Annotated in this window: 14 protein-coding genes and 1 tRNA gene; 5 read left to right on the top strand and 10 right to left on the bottom strand. The window is 48.0% G+C overall.

The window, feature by feature from the left end; genetic code table 11:
- The first annotated feature begins 11 nt into the window (after window positions 1–11).
- Window positions 12–536 (top strand): peptidylprolyl isomerase, encoded by a 525-nt coding sequence (locus tag BUA34_RS06960; RefSeq protein WP_072828022.1) that lies wholly within the window; start codon window positions 12–14, stop codon window positions 534–536.
- A 2-nt stretch (window positions 537–538) separates the two neighbouring features.
- Window positions 539–1,633: a hypothetical protein gene (locus BUA34_RS15865; protein ID WP_175545428.1), complete on the top strand. Its 1,095-nt coding sequence runs from the start codon at window positions 539–541 to the stop codon at window positions 1,631–1,633.
- 127 nt (window positions 1,634–1,760) lie between these two features.
- Here the strand turns inward: BUA34_RS15865 and lexA are convergent, their stop codons facing one another.
- The gene (lexA, locus tag BUA34_RS06945) at window positions 1,761–2,414 is read right to left on the bottom strand and encodes a transcriptional repressor LexA (RefSeq protein ID WP_072828019.1); all 654 of its coding nucleotides are present in this window, start codon (window positions 2,412–2,414) and stop codon (window positions 1,761–1,763) included.
- 183 nt (window positions 2,415–2,597) lie between these two features.
- Between lexA and BUA34_RS06940 the strand changes: the two genes are divergently transcribed.
- A tRNA-Pro gene (locus BUA34_RS06940) sits at window positions 2,598–2,671 on the top strand.
- 393 nt (window positions 2,672–3,064) lie between these two features.
- On the opposite strand, the gene BUA34_RS06935 is transcribed toward BUA34_RS06940, so the two are convergent.
- From BUA34_RS06935 to BUA34_RS06900, 8 genes are all read right to left on the bottom strand, one after another.
- Complete coding sequence (locus BUA34_RS06935) at window positions 3,065–3,739, bottom strand: hypothetical protein (RefSeq protein ID WP_072828018.1); 675 nt, start codon at window positions 3,737–3,739, stop codon at window positions 3,065–3,067.
- 63 nt (window positions 3,740–3,802) lie between these two features.
- Complete coding sequence (locus tag BUA34_RS06930; protein ID WP_072828017.1) at window positions 3,803–6,115, bottom strand: CotH kinase family protein; 2,313 nt, start codon at window positions 6,113–6,115, stop codon at window positions 3,803–3,805.
- A 213-nt stretch (window positions 6,116–6,328) separates the two neighbouring features.
- Complete coding sequence (locus tag BUA34_RS06925) at window positions 6,329–7,165, bottom strand: class I SAM-dependent methyltransferase (RefSeq protein ID WP_072828016.1); 837 nt, start codon at window positions 7,163–7,165, stop codon at window positions 6,329–6,331.
- Between the two features lie 48 nt (window positions 7,166–7,213).
- Window positions 7,214–7,741, bottom strand: a complete 528-nt coding sequence (locus tag BUA34_RS06920; protein WP_072828290.1) for a hypothetical protein — start codon at window positions 7,739–7,741, stop codon at window positions 7,214–7,216.
- A 71-nt stretch (window positions 7,742–7,812) separates the two neighbouring features.
- The gene (locus BUA34_RS06915; protein ID WP_072828015.1) at window positions 7,813–8,742 is read right to left on the bottom strand and encodes an alpha-E domain-containing protein; all 930 of its coding nucleotides are present in this window, start codon (window positions 8,740–8,742) and stop codon (window positions 7,813–7,815) included.
- Window positions 8,743–8,766: 24 nt separating this feature from the next.
- Window positions 8,767–10,260, bottom strand: a complete 1,494-nt coding sequence (locus tag BUA34_RS06910; RefSeq protein ID WP_072828014.1) for a circularly permuted type 2 ATP-grasp protein — start codon at window positions 10,258–10,260, stop codon at window positions 8,767–8,769.
- A 32-nt stretch (window positions 10,261–10,292) separates the two neighbouring features.
- The gene (locus BUA34_RS06905) at window positions 10,293–11,174 is read right to left on the bottom strand and encodes a transglutaminase family protein (protein WP_072828013.1); all 882 of its coding nucleotides are present in this window, start codon (window positions 11,172–11,174) and stop codon (window positions 10,293–10,295) included.
- Between the two features lies 1 nt (window position 11,175).
- Window positions 11,176–13,584, bottom strand: a complete 2,409-nt coding sequence (locus BUA34_RS06900) for a circularly permuted type 2 ATP-grasp protein (RefSeq protein ID WP_254794364.1) — start codon at window positions 13,582–13,584, stop codon at window positions 11,176–11,178.
- A gap of 270 nt (window positions 13,585–13,854) precedes the next feature.
- Here BUA34_RS06900 and BUA34_RS06895 point away from each other — a divergent pair, with 270 nt between their 5' ends.
- Window positions 13,855–15,495: an acetolactate synthase large subunit gene (locus BUA34_RS06895; RefSeq protein WP_072828288.1), complete on the top strand. Its 1,641-nt coding sequence runs from the start codon at window positions 13,855–13,857 to the stop codon at window positions 15,493–15,495.
- A 9-nt stretch (window positions 15,496–15,504) separates the two neighbouring features.
- A complete protein-coding gene (locus BUA34_RS15860; RefSeq protein ID WP_175545427.1) occupies window positions 15,505–15,678 on the top strand; it encodes a hypothetical protein in 174 nt (57 codons plus the stop codon).
- A 77-nt stretch (window positions 15,679–15,755) separates the two neighbouring features.
- Here BUA34_RS15860 and BUA34_RS16250 read toward each other — a convergent pair.
- The coding region (locus BUA34_RS16250; protein WP_139255906.1) for an IS3 family transposase at window positions 15,756–15,843 on the bottom strand (88 nt) is incomplete at its 5' end.

Here is a 15,843-nt window from a genome sequence, read left to right as displayed (position 1 = left end):
GGAAGATTGCTTTGTTTAAAAAGTTCATTATTTGCAGTGCTTTGTGCCTTGCCGCAAACGCTTTTGCCGCGGGTAAAGTTTTTAACAAGGATTATACGGGGACGACCCAGATTCTTGCCCTGATTAAAACTCATGAAGGGGTAATTGAGGTGGACCTGAATTTCAAGGCGGCACCCAATACCGTAGCCAACTTTATTGATCTCGCCAATTCTGGTTTTTACAACGGGCTTGTTTTTCACCGTGTCATCCAGGGATTCATGATCCAGGGTGGTGACCCGAATGCCGATGGAACGGGTGGTCCCGGTTACACCATCGACGATGAAAAGAATGATCTCAAGCATGAAACCGGCGTGATTTCGATGGCAAACAGAGGCCCGAATACCGGTGGCTCGCAATTTTTCATTACGCACCTGCCGCAGCCGCATTTGGACGGCAAGCACACGGTGTTTGGCAAGGTCATTAAAGGACACGACGTCGTATGCCGCATTGACCCGAATGATCCGATTTTGAACATTACAATTGTGGAAAAGAAGTAAATATGAGTTCCAAAAAAGCGACATCTAAAGCGCCTGCAAAGGCGAGTGCTTCTGAAAAGAAATCTGCTCCGGCCAAGAAGCCTGCTGCCAAGGCTGCTGTTCCGGCAAAAAAGGCTCCGGCGAAGGCTGCACCTGCTAAGGCTCCTGCAAAGCCTGCTCCTGCCAAGAAGCCTGCTGCCAAGGCTGCTCCCGCTCCGGCCAAAAAAGCTCCGGCAAAGGCAGCACCTGCTAAGGCTGCTCCGGCCAAGAAGCCCGTCGCAAAGAAGGAAGTTCCTGCAAAAAAGGAACCTGTTAAAGCGGTAAAGGCGGCTCCGGCTCCTGAAAAAAAGCCGGCTGCAAAGTCTGTTGCCGAAACTTCCAAGAAACCCGCTCCGGCAAAAAAGGTTGAACCGGCAGTCGTGGCTAAGGCTCCTGCAGCTCCCAAGAAGGCTCCCGAAAAAGAAGTTGCAAAGGAAGTCGAAAAGAAAGTCGTGAAGGAACCTGTTAAGGAAGTTGTTGAAAAAGCAGCTGAAAAGGCTCCTGAAAAAGTTTCTGAAAAACCGAAAGTTGATGCTCCCGAGAAAGTTGAAGTGAAGAAGGCGTCTGTGAAGTCTGATTATCCGTATGCAGTTTTGCTTGAAGGCGGCAAGAAGCCTTGCAAGTTCATCATGTTTGTTGAAATTGACGAACAGGAAGAACGCGCCAACAAGAAAAAGGTTACTTCTGAAATGAAGAACCTCGAAAAGAAGCCGACTTCTGCAATCCGCCACAAGATTTCTCTTGCTGAAGAAACGCAGGAAGAATTGACGGAACGTATCTTGAAGGAACTTGAAGAACAGAATGCCGCATTCACGCGTGAAGCTGCAACGCAAATTTGTACGCGTTGCAACAAGAATCTCGTGTCTCCGGAATTCTGGGTCGATAAGCATCTCGGCTATTGCGAAGAATGTGCAGCTATTTTGCACTTGGGTCAGTCCAAGGAAGCCCGCAAGGTGGAATACCAGTTGGGCGCAATGGGCGGTGACTCTCTCGATGAAGTGGAGGACGATGATATCGAAGGACCGGACGCAGCAGCTTTGAAGGAAGCTGAAGAAGAACTCGCCGATTTCGACGATTAATTTGTCGTTATTCTGGAGCGTTGCGACCGAGCCAAAGAGGTTGGTGCTTGCCCCATTCACTTAATAAAAAAGCCGAGGCGTTGAACCTCGGTTTTTATTTTTGTCTTTCTGGATTAATTTAAATAAATTAATTAACCTTTCTCATCACGCCGATGACGCGGCCTGCAATCGAAAAGTCTTTTTTGTTGTTCACAATAATCGGCTTGTACTTCGGGTTTGCCGGACGTAGTTCAACATGATCTGCGCTCGGGTGGTAGTACTTGACCGTTGCTTCGTTATCGATCTGTGCAACAACAATTTCGCCAAGATCGGCAGTCTTTTGCTGACGAGCGAAAATCAAGTCGCCATCGAAAATACCGGCGTTGATCATGGAGTCACCCTTGACGCGCAGCGCGAAAACATCGCTACGGCAGGCGAGGAAGTCTCTATCAATCGTAACAGTGCCTTCGAGATTCTGTACTGCAAGAATCGGCGTACCAGCGGCAACTCGACCGACAATTGGAATTTCAATCGTGTTGCTTGCAACTTCCTTGTTAGATTCTTTATCGTCGCTTAAAATTTCGATACCGCGGCTGAGGCGCGGAGAGCGGTTGATGTAACCTTTCTTGATGAGGGCTGCGAGAATGGAACGCACACCGTTCGTAGAAGAAATATCGAAGTGGTTGCCGATTTCGCGAACCGTTGGCGGCATGTGGTTTTCCTTAGAATACTTCTTAATGTATTCGTAGATTTCCTCTTGTCTGGCCGTCATTTCTTTGCGTTTTTCGTTGTTGTTTTCCATTTTTTGCCTCTCGTCATAAAGGGTTCTGGAATTTATACAATATAAATATAATGCACAACTGGGCAATTGTCAATATTTTCAGTGCACAAAAGTGAAGTTTTTATGAAAAAATTTGTTATAGATGAAATTTTTTAGTCGTTTTGTTCATATTTACAGCAATCTTTGCTATATTTGCAGTCACTTCGGGGTGTAGCTCAGCCTGGTAGAGCGTCTGCTTTGGGAGCAGAATGTCGTCAGTTCGAATCTGGCTACCCCGATACGAAAAAGGACCCCTCGTGGGTCCTTTTTTCGTATCATAGGTAGCCAGATCAGCTTCACCGAAGGTGAAGCCCGAAGGGCAAGCAGGGAAGTGAGCGAAGCGAAACCGAAGCCAGTGCAGCCAATCTGGCTACCCCGATGCTCAATTGGGAAGCCAGCGCAGCCAAACTGGCTATCCCGCGATGCGTATGCATCGGCGTAGCCGAATAGTGATGAGAGCAATCTGACTACTCCGCGCATTTTTTAGTAAAAAATCTCCGCAACACTAGTGTTACGGAGATTTTTGTTGTTTGGGGGATATGTCCCTAATATAACTATTCAATATAAATAAGAAATTGATTTTTACTTTACCAAATGATATGACTGTATCAATTGTATTTCTTCGAGTTTCTTCATTCTTTTCTCAAAAAATATCTATCCGTAGGGAAATAATCTATAAGAAATGACCCTTGATAAACAGTATAATATTCAGTTCCGGTATGCGCTGCCATATAAGTGCGTTTGCTTACAGTTATGCTCGATTTGCTGCTGAAAATAAGGTCGTAATGCATCCCAGATCTCGATGTCCATGTATCTTTGTCGATAAGGATTTCTTTTTGGAGTGTCGGCTTTTGCGTGAATCTTGCTGGGATTTCGATAACTTGCGGGATAGAAACGCCAATGGCGAGTAATACTAGAATAACAAATTCAAAAATAAATTTGTTTAAAGTTGGTTCTTTGTTGTCTTTTCTTGGAGGCAATACTTTAAAGATATGTAAAATAATGCCCAAACCAAAGCTTATAAAGAAGGCTAATGAAATTCTAAGTAATGTACTGTATTGCTCTCGTTCTACAAGCTTGTTCAAAAAAGTTTCGTCGATGAAATATCCGAGATGGAACGAATTTGTTTTTGCTTTTAGAAGGAAAAATGCTATAATGAAACAAGCCTCTAGTATGAATAAAATAATTAGTGCCTTCTTTCTTAGTGAATTTTTTGGGGCGGGATTTATCGGCCCTTCTTCGGAGGGTGGGAGAGGTTGACTCTCCATCATCATTGCTTTTCTGCGTCTTTTGGCTGCTCTGGACATGCTCTTAATATAAAAAATCCCCGCATTACTTATTTGCGGGGAGGAGAATAGAATATAAATATTTTATTTGAACTGTGCTGTGATGGTCAAGCCTTCTCTTGGTGTAACCTTGCGCGGATTTTCGGTGGAACCATCAGACCATCCCGTGAATACTGCACCAGAGCTTGCCACTGCAGTCAACAACAACTCGTTATTGTTGAAGAACTTGCATTGGTAATTGTTGTTCGGAAGTTTCATGTTGTCTACAAGAACGGAACCATTTCCACTTGCGCCAATTGTTACAGAAACTTCGTTTTCGAGGTCAAAACGTTCGACCATTTCTTTCTTGATGGTTTCGCTGCGATTCTTGGCGTAAGCAATCAAGTTGTTTCCGTTCGGATCCCACTTGAAGTTAGTCTGGTTTCTCGGCCATCTTTGTTGGTCACGTTGCTGTTCCGAAGAGGGAATGGTGGCCATCATGGATTGTACGGTCTTTTGCACTTTTTCGTATGTCAAGTAGCTGTTCAACAAAATGCAAGCGTTGTTGATGAAGAGTCGCTTGAAGTCTGGGTTGTTGAGAAGTTTGCTGAGCATGGTGCCGGGGCCTGCGCTTGCGCCACCTCCGCCAAAACCGCCAAAGCCTCCAAATCCGCCTCCACCGAAGCCGCCCCACATGCCTCCTTGGTTGCCCTGATTGCCTTGGTTTCCTGTAGAGTTCTGCTTTGCGCCGAGCACCCAATCGAACATGTTCTGGTTGTCGACATCGAAACCGCTAATGCCCGGCGAAAATCCGAAGCCGTGGTCGGTATCGAAAGCGACGAACTTGAACGGATGACCATTGCCACCCCAGGCGCGCACATTGTTGGTGGGCCAGTCACCGTTATGGAAATACATTTCAGCGAACATGTATTGTGCAAAACTGTTCACATTGAGCTTAGTCTTTACTTGCTCATATTGAGCGTTGTTCTCGCCTGCATAATTTGCGCTGCTGATTTCGTTGTAAAGTTGCTGGTATTCCGTTGTAGATGCGCCGTTGGTGCCGCTAGCTTCCAGTCCTGTTCCCGTAATCTTTATCATGTTGATGGACTTGGAATCAATGCCGTAATTTGTTTCGACAAAGTTTCTGTTGAGGCGTTCGCGCATGTCGTGAATGCCGAAGTATTCGCCGTTGTAGAACACAACCACTTGGCGGCTGCGCTGGTAATCAACATCGGTGCCTTCTAAAAGGGCTGTCATCATGGCATCGCCAACATAGTCGCTCCAGAAACGGTTACCGTTGTTGCGCAAGTTGAATGCCTTGAATTTTTTTGCATTAGAGCGTGTCTTGAACAAGGAATATTTGAGGACCTTGTCTCCGTAGATGTCGTTGTCCATCTTAATCGCAACGCTCTTTTTGGGCTTGTAACGACTCCAATTTCCGATGATGGAAATACCTGCATCAATTTCCCAAGCTTTGCTCTTGGATGAACTTCCGTTTTCGAAATATTCTACGTGAGCGGGGAGTTCGTCATCGCGCCAAAAGTTTGCGCCCTTGCAGGGTTCTGTGCATTTCGGGTTGTTGTTGTCGGTTACGTTGCTCCCTCCGCCACCCATGTTGCCCCAATTGCCCATACCGCCCGCGGCACCGCCAACATTACCAGTTGCATAGAGTCCGTCTGTAGAGTCGAACATGTCATGGTGGTTAACGGTAATAGCAACGACCGGCATCGATACATTTTCGTTGATGAAATACGTCTGCGTAGTTGTATCCATGGGCTGTCCGTTTACAAATTCAGAACAACGTATAACCATATTTTCGGTGATTGCTTTTGCTTCTGTAATTTGTTCGGATTGTGCGGTAGGGAATGAACCGTCGAACGTACAACGGATTTCACCACCTTTTTGTGGCGAAAGCGGATTGATGGTGAGGTTGGAATAGAATCCAGCAGCCGGAAGGAAACTGTCCTTGGGCTTGTGATTATCGTCGTAATCTTTTAGCCCGCTAGAAGATGATGCGACAATTGCTGTAGAAGAGCTGCTTGCTACAGAAGCATACGAAATAGCATAGGAACTAGATGAAAATGCTGGAAGCTGGGCTATTACCGAACTGCTTGCTGGTGCAATTGCTGAACTTGAAATGGGTGCGGACGAGGAAGATGTTTTTGGAGTTTCTTCGTTAGGTGATTCTGAATTTGGTGATGTTTGCGAGGATTCGTTGGATTGAACTTTGGATGAAGAAGATTTTATTGCCGGAGTAGATGAATTCGAATCGTTGTGATTACTTTGCTCGGCAGATGAAGATGATTCTTCACTGATTTGAGGAATATCGTTGAACGGAGCCGCCGCATTGTCATCGGTGCAACCGCAAAAGTACACACTCGCAAAAGCGAGAGACCAAACCACGAGTTTTTTTTGCATATCTCATCCCTTAAAAACTCTAAACCCACACGTATATATTAAGAATATATAGCGGTTTTCTATATATAGGATGGATTTTATTGTTTTTTTTTCTTAAGTGTTGTGAAAATTGTGATGTTTGTTAAATCGGTTGATACGAAATAGCACAAAAAAATGTTCCGTGCTTACGGAACACTTTCAAAAATGTGATAATACAATGTTTGCAGAAATATTTTACTTGTGCATGAAGAAGACTGTGGCGTGATCGCCGTAGCCTTTTTTGTTTGCCTCGGCCATTTTTTTATCGATGTCGATGATCTCGCTTTTGGTGAAATACTTGAAAATATCCTTCGGATCCTGTTTCCAGAACGTAATGCCTTTGGTGTACAGGTAGCTCCTCAAAATGGCGGAGTTATTGGAGTCGAAAATCATCTGCACAATTTTGAAACCATGTTGATTGGCGAGTAGTTTCAGGCTGTTGATGGAGTGCAAAAAGATATGGCGAGGAGCGTCGAGCTGGTACCAGTTCTCTTTGTATTTTTCAAACGCAATATTGGGGTAGATGGGGAGTGTCATCTTGATGGTTCCGCCATTTGCCAAAAGGCGCTTGAGGCTGTCCATGGTTTCGTGCGGATCGGTCATGTGCTCGAACGAATCGTTGAGCATGATGACGTCGTATTCGCCCGTCATTTCGTGGACTGTCTTCTTGAAAATTTGAACTCCGTTTTCGTACGAGATGTCGTTCTCGATAAACGGATCGCAACCGGTAAGGCTCTCGATTCCTGATGTTGCCGCCATGCTGCAGAGCAATGCGCCTGCGCCACAACCCACGTCGAGTACGCGCTTGTTGTACTGCGTCTTTGCGCGGGTGACCGTGTCGGCGGGTTTGTTGTAGCTGTAATAATTGGGGCCGTAGTATTCGCTCAAGTTTTCGGGAACGCTATCGATTTGCAAACACTTGCAGTGTGGGCATTCAAAGTATTCAAAACGTCCTGCGTTTAAATACATCATTTCCTTTGCAAAGTAAGATTTTGCTTCGGATGTTTCGCCACAAATTCTGCAAGTTTTCATAAAAGCTCCAAAAAGCGAGTTAAAGGCTCGCTTTGCAAAAATAGAAATTTAAAAAGCAAAAAGACCGTAAATGATCAGTCCAAAGCCGATAAAGTCAAGAATGCCTGTAATGAGTTTAAATTCTTTTGGGTGATCTTTTCTTGTTCTGATGACGGTAAATTCTTTTAAGCACAGTCTTATTTGGCCATCAAATGTACAGCCTATTACAAATGTTAAAAATCCTAGTCCGCTTATAATAAAGTTAAAAGATGTGTATTGCTTTGTCTGATTATCGATAAAGCAGAAACCCGCAAAGATTAAGGTTATGCCAATGACTTTAAATACAATAGAGCCTGGCGTCATTCTGTTTTGATATTTTTCATTGAGACTTTGTGTATACTGTGGCAATGGCAAAATGTCATCTTTGTTGCCGGTGAGTTCGATTATGCGTTTTTCGACAATTCGGATCCGTTCTGGAGAATCATCTGCCTGAAATGCATGATCGCGAATTTGGCTTAAAATATCGTAGAGCTCCTCGACAGGGAGCTCACGAATCTTGCGTTCGTAATCTTTGAGATATTCCTTAGAAAACGCCATGTTCGGAATATACAAAAGAAATGGCGTGCCGAAACCCGCCATTGTTTTTTATTTAGGTGTAATGGAATTTTTTAGCAGAAGAAATCTTTCCAGATCTGGTTGCCGAGCTCGTTTAGGCGAATCTGTACTTTTTCGATATGTTCGTGAAGCCCTTGGTCGATAATTTCTTCGATAGTGGTAAAGGCGATGTCGGAACGCAGCTTTCCCAAAAGGCGGATGGATTCCGCCTTGCTTTTGACAGGGTAGGCGATGTTCTTAAGGCACTGCTCCGCTTTTTCAAGGCAGTAGCGCAAGGAACGCGGAAAGTCTTCGGAGAGCAGGAGAAATTCCGCGACGTTATGCGGTGTCACATTCGAATTGCGGCGGTGGAACATTTCGTATGCACCGACACTCTTGAGAACGGCGTTCCACTGCACTGTATCGAGCGCCATGCCTACCATGCTCACGTTCGGGAGCAAGATGTAGTACTTGACATCCAAAATACGCGAAGTCTGGTCGGCGCGTTCGAGCAATGTGCCGAGATGCGTGAAGTTCCAAGCGACATCGTGGTTCATCGTGCCCTGGATGATGCCTGCGGTGAGTTGGCTGAATTCCTTGACGCTGTTGTAAAAGGCGTGCGGACCAGCCAATGCTTCTTTAGGCATTTCGGGGTCGTTTAGTTTCAAGTAAAACTGGTTGATGGCAATCCACAGTTCCGAAGAAATTCTTTCGCGGACGCAGCGGGCGTTTTCACGGGCGGCCCCGACGCACGAAATGATGCTGTTCGGATTTTCCTTGTCGAACGTCAAGAACATGAGCGCGTTCTCAATGGAAACATGGGCATATTTCTTGAAGAAGTCATCGGCATTGCCGGCAATTTGAATCACCGGTTCCCAAGGGCGTTCTTCGCCGGGCAAGTCCAGTTGCAGCTGGAGGTTCACATCGATGCTTCGCGCGACGTTCTCGGCACGTTCAATATAGCGGGCAAGCCAATAAATGGAATTTGCGACTCTACTTAACATATTGTACTTCCTACTTCTAAATTCCTATTGTTGTTGCTGTTGTTGTTCCATCCAGAGTTTAGCTTGTCCGAGTTCCGGAGCCTTTTCGTTTTCGGCGATGACCCAAGTGTCCTTGCATCCGCCGCCCTGTGAACTGTTCACCACGATGGAACCCTTGCGGAGCGCCACACGAGTGAGGCCGCCGGGGAGGATGTAAGTCTCTCGCCCTTGCACAATGTAGGGGCGCAAATCCACATGGCGACCTTCGAAACCGCCATCGACAATGCAAGGCACGCGGCTGAGCGAAATCATGGGCTGCGCAATGTAGTTACGCGGGTTCGCGATAATCTTGCTCTTGAACGCCTCGCATTCCTCCTTTGTCGATTTTGGACCGACGAGCATTCCGTAGCCACCGGATTCGCTGGCGGCTTTGACGACCATGTTTTTGATGTGGTCCAAAACATGCTGCATGTGCTTCGGGTTCTCGCAAACGAATGTCGGCACATTCGGGATGATTGCCTCTTCGCCGAGATAGTACTTGATAATCTGCGGCACATAGGTGTAAATCGCCTTGTCGTCAGCGACTCCGCAACCGGGCGCATTCGCAAGCGCTACGTTACCTGCCTTGTACGCTTCGATCAATCCGGGCACGCCGAGGCAAGAATCTGGGCGGAAAACCTTCGGATCCAAGAATTCGTCATCGACACGGCGGTAAATTACATGAACCTGCTTGAGGCCGCGCGTTGTGCGTGCGTAGACTTTCTTGTCTTGCACGACGAGGTCGTCGCCGGTCACGAGGTCCACGCCCATCTGCTGTGCCAAATAGGAATGTTCGTAGTACGCCGAATTGTAGATACCGGGAGTCAACACCACCACCTTGGGCGATGCTGTTGAATCAGCCAAGTATTCCAATGCGTGGCGCAGGCGGGTGCAGTATTCGTCTACCGGGCGAATGGAACAGTTGGAGAATACCTGCGGGAAGGTCCTCTTGAGAATTTGGCGGTTCTGCAACACGTACGAGACTCCACTCGGACAACGCATGTTGTCTTCAAGCACGTAGAATGTGCCGTCGGTATCGCGCACAAGGTCTGTGCCTGTAATGTGCGCCCAGATTCCCTTGGGCGGCACAAAGCCTTCCATCTGCGCTCTGTAAGCGGTGCAGGTGTTGATGAGGCTTTCGGGGACGACCTTGTCACGCAAAATCTTGCGGTCGTTGTAGATGTCCGTCAAAAAGCAGTTCAGCGCTTCTGTACGCTGTTTGAGGCCCGCTTCGAGGTGCTTCCAGTCGGCTGCGCTTACAATACGCGGGATGACGTCAAAGGGGATTATTTTGTCCTTACCGTCCTTGTTGCCGTAAACCGCGAATGTAATTCCGTTATCGTAAAATGCGGATTCTGCAATGGTCTGGCGGCGTTGCAGTTCTCCTTCGGGAAGCTCGTTGATTTTCGTAAACAACGGCTCTGCGGCCGGGCGGGGAGTCCCATCCGGTAAGCAAAGCTCATCGTAAAAGCCTTCGGTGTCGTAATTTCCAAATCGCATGTTTTGTTTCCTTATGCTTTTAGGTTTTCTTCTCATTCATCCCTAAGGTCCACGTTTACGGACACTTTCAAGGTATGCTCGCCACCTCCGGTGATGACGCCCTTTAACGGGCTCACGTCCCCGAAGTCTCTACCCCAGGCGAGTATAATGTGCTCGTTACCTCCAAGCACATTGTTGGTGGGGTCCAGTTCTACCCAGCCGTGGCCGGGAATGTAAGTGCTGACCCAGGCGTGGGTCGCGTCGGCCCCGACAAGCTTGGGCTGCCCTTCGCAAGGGTGCGTGCGGAGGTAACCGCTCACATAACGGCATGGCAAATGCAGTGAACGCAGACAGCCGATCATCAGGTGTGCAAAGTCCTGGCAGACGCCTTTTCGCCCGCGTAAGATTTCCTGCGGTTGCGCCCCGATTCTCGTCGCTCCTGGTGTGTACTTGCAATCCGTATAGATTCGCGTCATTAGCTCGTAGGCGGCGTCAAAAATGGGGCGGCCCTGCTCAAAACTTTCGAGCGCGTAATTGCGAACCGATTCGTCAAACTTGGCGAAAGGGGAGGCGTAGGCGTACATCGCGGCGTCTAGCGTCTCGTCGCTTGTTGGGCGTTCCAAAAGCTTTGCGACATCTTCCCATTTCATCGTTTCACCTTGTTTAGGCGGTTCTTCTCCCTGAACATCTACGATGCCGGTCGTCTTGAATCTAAAGTGCGTGTGTTCCTGCTCGATGCTGAATGCCAACACCCTGTTACCGAAAATGTCGATACGTTCTTGCTGAATTGTCGGGTTCGGATCCACTTCGATGCTGTGGCTGAGCCAGTTCTGTCGGTCGACTGTTCGCGGGAGCATGTGGGCGAGGTGGTTACTGTAAAGAACGGGGAGTCGGTAATCATAAACGGTCTCGTGATCAACTTGATAAATGGGCATCTTAAACCTCCGACACATCCGTGGTTGTCGCGTGGAAAACTCCTGCGCGAGGGGCGTGGCTTAAGTAGAGCCTGTTTACGATTTCGGCAATCCGTTCAATAGAATTTATCTGTGTTTCTACGAGTTTTATGAGGTTCTCCCTTTTGTTATCTACAGTTTCTGCAAGTTGTTCAATGTTCGCGAGGCGGAGCTCGGCGAGCACGCGCATCAGTTCGCGGTCCAGCGGCGAGAATGTCGCTTCGCTCTGGTCGTTTCCTGGTAAGTGCTTTGCGGCTTTCCGCAGTTTTGCCACCTGGTAGGCGACGCTTCGCGGGTTGGATTCGTCTGACAAAAGCAAGTCGATGACGGGGACAACTTGCAAACGGCCGCCATAGCGGCGGTGGTATGTCATAAGTCCGTCGCCGATTTCAAGCACCGCTTGCAATAAGCGCAAGTTCGTCATCTCGTCGGTAGAGGCTGTGTACAGCAGACTTTTGACCAGTAGCAAGGTGCGGATGGCGCACTCGATTTCACGACCGAGTTCCAAAAAGCGCCATTCGTGGCCGCGCGTCATGGAATCTGCTGCAAGCCCGGCCACCGCAGCGCTGTCCGACAGGACCTCCTTTAGGTAGGGCAACAGCGCTGCCGCACCTGTTCCTGCCGGTACTTCTGCAATGCCAAATCCGTTCAGATAAAGCCATAAATCCTCCGAAATGCGGTCGCGCAACTGCATGCCGAGTTCTCGAATTTCCGTCAGCACGCATTGCATGCCGTTCTTGTTGTCCTTGCGCAAAATAAAGTAACGGAGTGCGTTTTCGGGATCTTGCGCAAGCCTCGACTGCGTTTCATCAGTAAGCCCGGCCTTCAGTATCCACGGCAGTTCCGGCATGTCCATCCAGGATTCGTCCGAAAGCCTCACTGCGATTCCTCTTGCAATACGGGCCATCATGTTTGATGATGACAATGCTCGCCCCAGCCGGAACAAGTTCTCGGCCGCACGGCTAGGCAAGTCGCCTCCAGCTCTCGACGGCGTGATTGACTGGCCGGCAGGAGCGAGCAATGAAAAGTTTGCTACGGGCCTTTCCGAAAGCACCCAGATGTCTTTTTCACCAAGTCCGTTGTCCAAAATCCCGAGGCCGCCTGGCATCACCGAAGTTCCGTTCGCGGTATTCACCGCAAAGAACCGCATCAGCGAAACCGCCGGCGTGAACTCACCTCGGTAAGCGTAAACCGTCGAAACTTCCATCGATCTTTCGGCCACCCATTGCTCGGGCGCATTCTCAACTGCTTGCAACAACGCGAGCTGAGCCGTTGTTGTCATGGTCGCATAAGTCTTGGGTTCTGCCTCCTTGAAGCTTCCTTCGTCGCGGAATGCTTTTTTGAAAATCCATTTTTCGGGCTCTGCCAAAACGCGTTCCGCATCATCTGCATTCCCGAGCCAAAGCGTTTCCACATCGCGCAACAGCAGTTCTTCGCCCAAAAGCTCGCGGCAAATCTCAGGCAAAAAGGGCTTGAACACGGGCGTTTCCAAAACACCTGTCCCGAGAAAGTTCGCAATCGCCACGTTCCCTGCACGGACGGAACTGATTAAGCCAACAGCCCCTTCGCCGCTGTCAATTCGCAATTCCAGCGGGTCGCACATGCCATCTTCCACTCGGCGGAATATGGTCCCAATCTTCTTGAGCCCCATAAGCGTCTTCATGTACACCTGCATGTTTCGAATCGCGAGGTCATCGTTTTCGACAAGCGGGATCCCGAGGTAACGGGCAATTACGGCGTCTTCTGCTCGCCGCGGATTGTCCGGACTCGATGCCAAAAGTACCACCTTGCTGGTTTCACCTTCACCTCCTATGTTCTTGTGCATGGCGTCTAGGCCATCCATCAGCTTCTTGAAAAATCCTGCCAACCGTTCCGTTTGCATGCTACGGAAAAGTTCCGGGAATGCACGGCTTACGCCAATGCGGTTCTCTAGCGCACGTCCCAAGCCATCGGGTACTTGCAAATGGTCCGATACCGCCACGAAATTTCCGTCTTTGAGCCTTGCCACATCGGTGGATGTCAAGTTCACAAAAACATCGCCAACCGGGTGCACTTTCCATACAACCTGCAAAAAATCCGGGTTCGCAAACAATAGCGCGGCGGGCAACTTGCCTTTTTTCCAAAGACTTTGTTCGCCATAAATGTCTTTTGCGAGTGCGTTAAAAAGCCTAGCCCTTTGCGCCACACCCGCTTCTAGCGTTTTCCATTCTTCGGCCGTAATCACGAGAGGGATGGGGTCTGTGCCCTTGTGGTTGCCTCCCATACTCGACGAAAGATCGTTCTCGTCAAGAACGTTATGCAAACGCCTGCAGCGGTGCTCGAACTCCACTTTCGATAATGCCGAAATGGATTTGATAAAAGTATCTTCTGTCTCTACACATTCCATGTTCATTTAGTCGCAAAAAATGTGCCAAGGCTTATATAGGCTTAAAACGCGTGTTTTTATAATCTATCTATTACATTTCTTGTGGATATTACAGAAATTGTTATGTAAAAGTGCATTCCATTATTTGTATAATTGATGGTTTTGTATTTGCCAAAACCCCAAAATCGCCCTAAAAATGCTCTCCAGAGCCATATTTCTTTCAAAATTTGGCTTTTTTACGTTAAAAATACTCTTTGGCACGATTTTTGCAAAACATTGGCGGAGACATTTAAAATTATGAATACTGCTGAAGTTTTGATCAAGTCCTTAGAAAGTGAAGGCGTCAAGTACATTTTTGGAATCCCTGGTGAAGAAACTTTGGAATTGATGGAAGCGATAAAAAAATCGTCAATCAAGTTTATTACGGTGCGTCATGAACAGGGTGCCGCTTTTATGGCTGATGTCTATGGCCGTTTGACGGGGAAGGCGGGCGTCTGCCTTTCGACTCTTGGCCCTGGCGCTACAAACCTTGTTACAGGTGTTGCCGATGCGAACTCCGATGGTGCTCCGCTGATTGCAATTACGGGGCAGGTGGGTACAGAGCGTATGCACTTGACGAGCCATCAATATTTGGATTTGGTGAACATGTTTACGCCGATTACCAAGCGCAGTAAGCAGGTTGTTCGCCCGGATACGGTGAACGAGATTGTTCGTATTGCTTTCAAGTATGCTGAAATGGAAAAGCCTGGTGCGTGCCACATTGACTTGCCTTGCAATATTGCCGCAATGGACGTAGAAGGCGAGGTGGCTCAAATGCCGTTAAAGCACCATCGCGAAAATACGGTGTATGCAAGCACCGATGCGATTCTTGCTGCGGGTGGTGTATTTGCAACGGCAAAGCATCCGGTGATTCTTGTGGGGCATTCCGCCGTCCGTAACCATGCTTCTGAGGCGCTAAGCGCGTTTGCTTGTTCCTCGAAGATTCCCGTGGTGTGTACCATGATGGCTAAAGGCGTAGTGTCTTGCGATAACAAGTATTTCATGGGGTGCATCGGAATGCCGCAAAGGGATTTTCCGAACATCGTCATGGAACAAGCGGATCTCGTGATTGCTGTGGGGTATGATGTCGTGGAATATGCGCCCGCCAAGTGGAACCCGAATGGTGACAAGATGATTATCCACATTGACGAAACGCCGAACCATGTGAACAAATTCTATCAGCCCGACGAAGAAATCATTGGTGATATTTCTGCATCCTTGGATGCTCTTAGCAGCGTTTGTCCTAACACTTGGGAACCCGAATGGGCTTTGCAAATTCGCCAGATGATGAATGCTGATCATTCGCGTTACGATCATGACACGACTTTTCCGCCGACACCGCAAAAGGTGTTGCATGACATCCGTTTGGTCATGGATGAAGATGATATCTTGATTTCGGATGTGGGTGCACACAAGATGTGGATTGCTCGTCAGTACAATTGTTACCATCCGAATACTTGCATTATCTCTAATGGTTTTGCCACGATGGGTATTGCTGTGCCCGGGGCGATTGCGGCTAAACTTCTGAATCCAAAGAAGAAAATCTTGGCTGTAACGGGTGATGGTGGCTTTATGATGAACAGCCAGGAACTTGAAACGGCTTACCGCGAACACATCCCGTTCGTGACACTTATCTTCACCGATGGTGGTTACGGCCTCATCAAGTGGAAACAGGAAGAACGCTATGGCGATAGTTTTGCAGTGGAATTCACGAACCCGGATTACGTCAAGTACGCCGAATCCATGCATCTGAAGGGCTACCGCATCGAACGCACCGAAGATTTGCCTCGTACGTTGAGAGAGGCGTTCCGTCAGAATGTACCGAGCATAATCGAATGTCCGGTGGATTATTCTGCGAACATGGAACTCTCGCAATATTTGAAAAACTTGAATATATAGGAGAACGACATGGGATACATCAATAGCCTATTCACGGGGCAATCGGAATCATTCGGTGTGGCCGTATCCGAATCCTCCCGCCTGCTATCTATCGACAGTATTTCAGGGCATCCCGTCGTTTACCGCCATCTTAAACCTTGCGGTAATGTTGAAGAACATAAACAGCAGAAAGAGAATTTATAAATAAGACTCCTCCACTCCACATAAAAAAGAACCGCCGGTAGCAATGAACCGAACCCCGAAAGTTGGACAGTTTAAAGTTAGGATAAAATTGAGTTATGAGTCCGGTATTGTACCGGGCTCATTCCTTTTAGGCGCAGTTTTATCCGGTCGTTGTTGTAGTATTCG

It is taken from the genome of Fibrobacter sp. UWB12 (assembly GCF_900142485.1).
GTDB lineage: Bacteria > Fibrobacterota > Fibrobacteria > Fibrobacterales > Fibrobacteraceae > Fibrobacter.
This window is presented reverse-complemented; position numbering and strand designations above follow the sequence as displayed.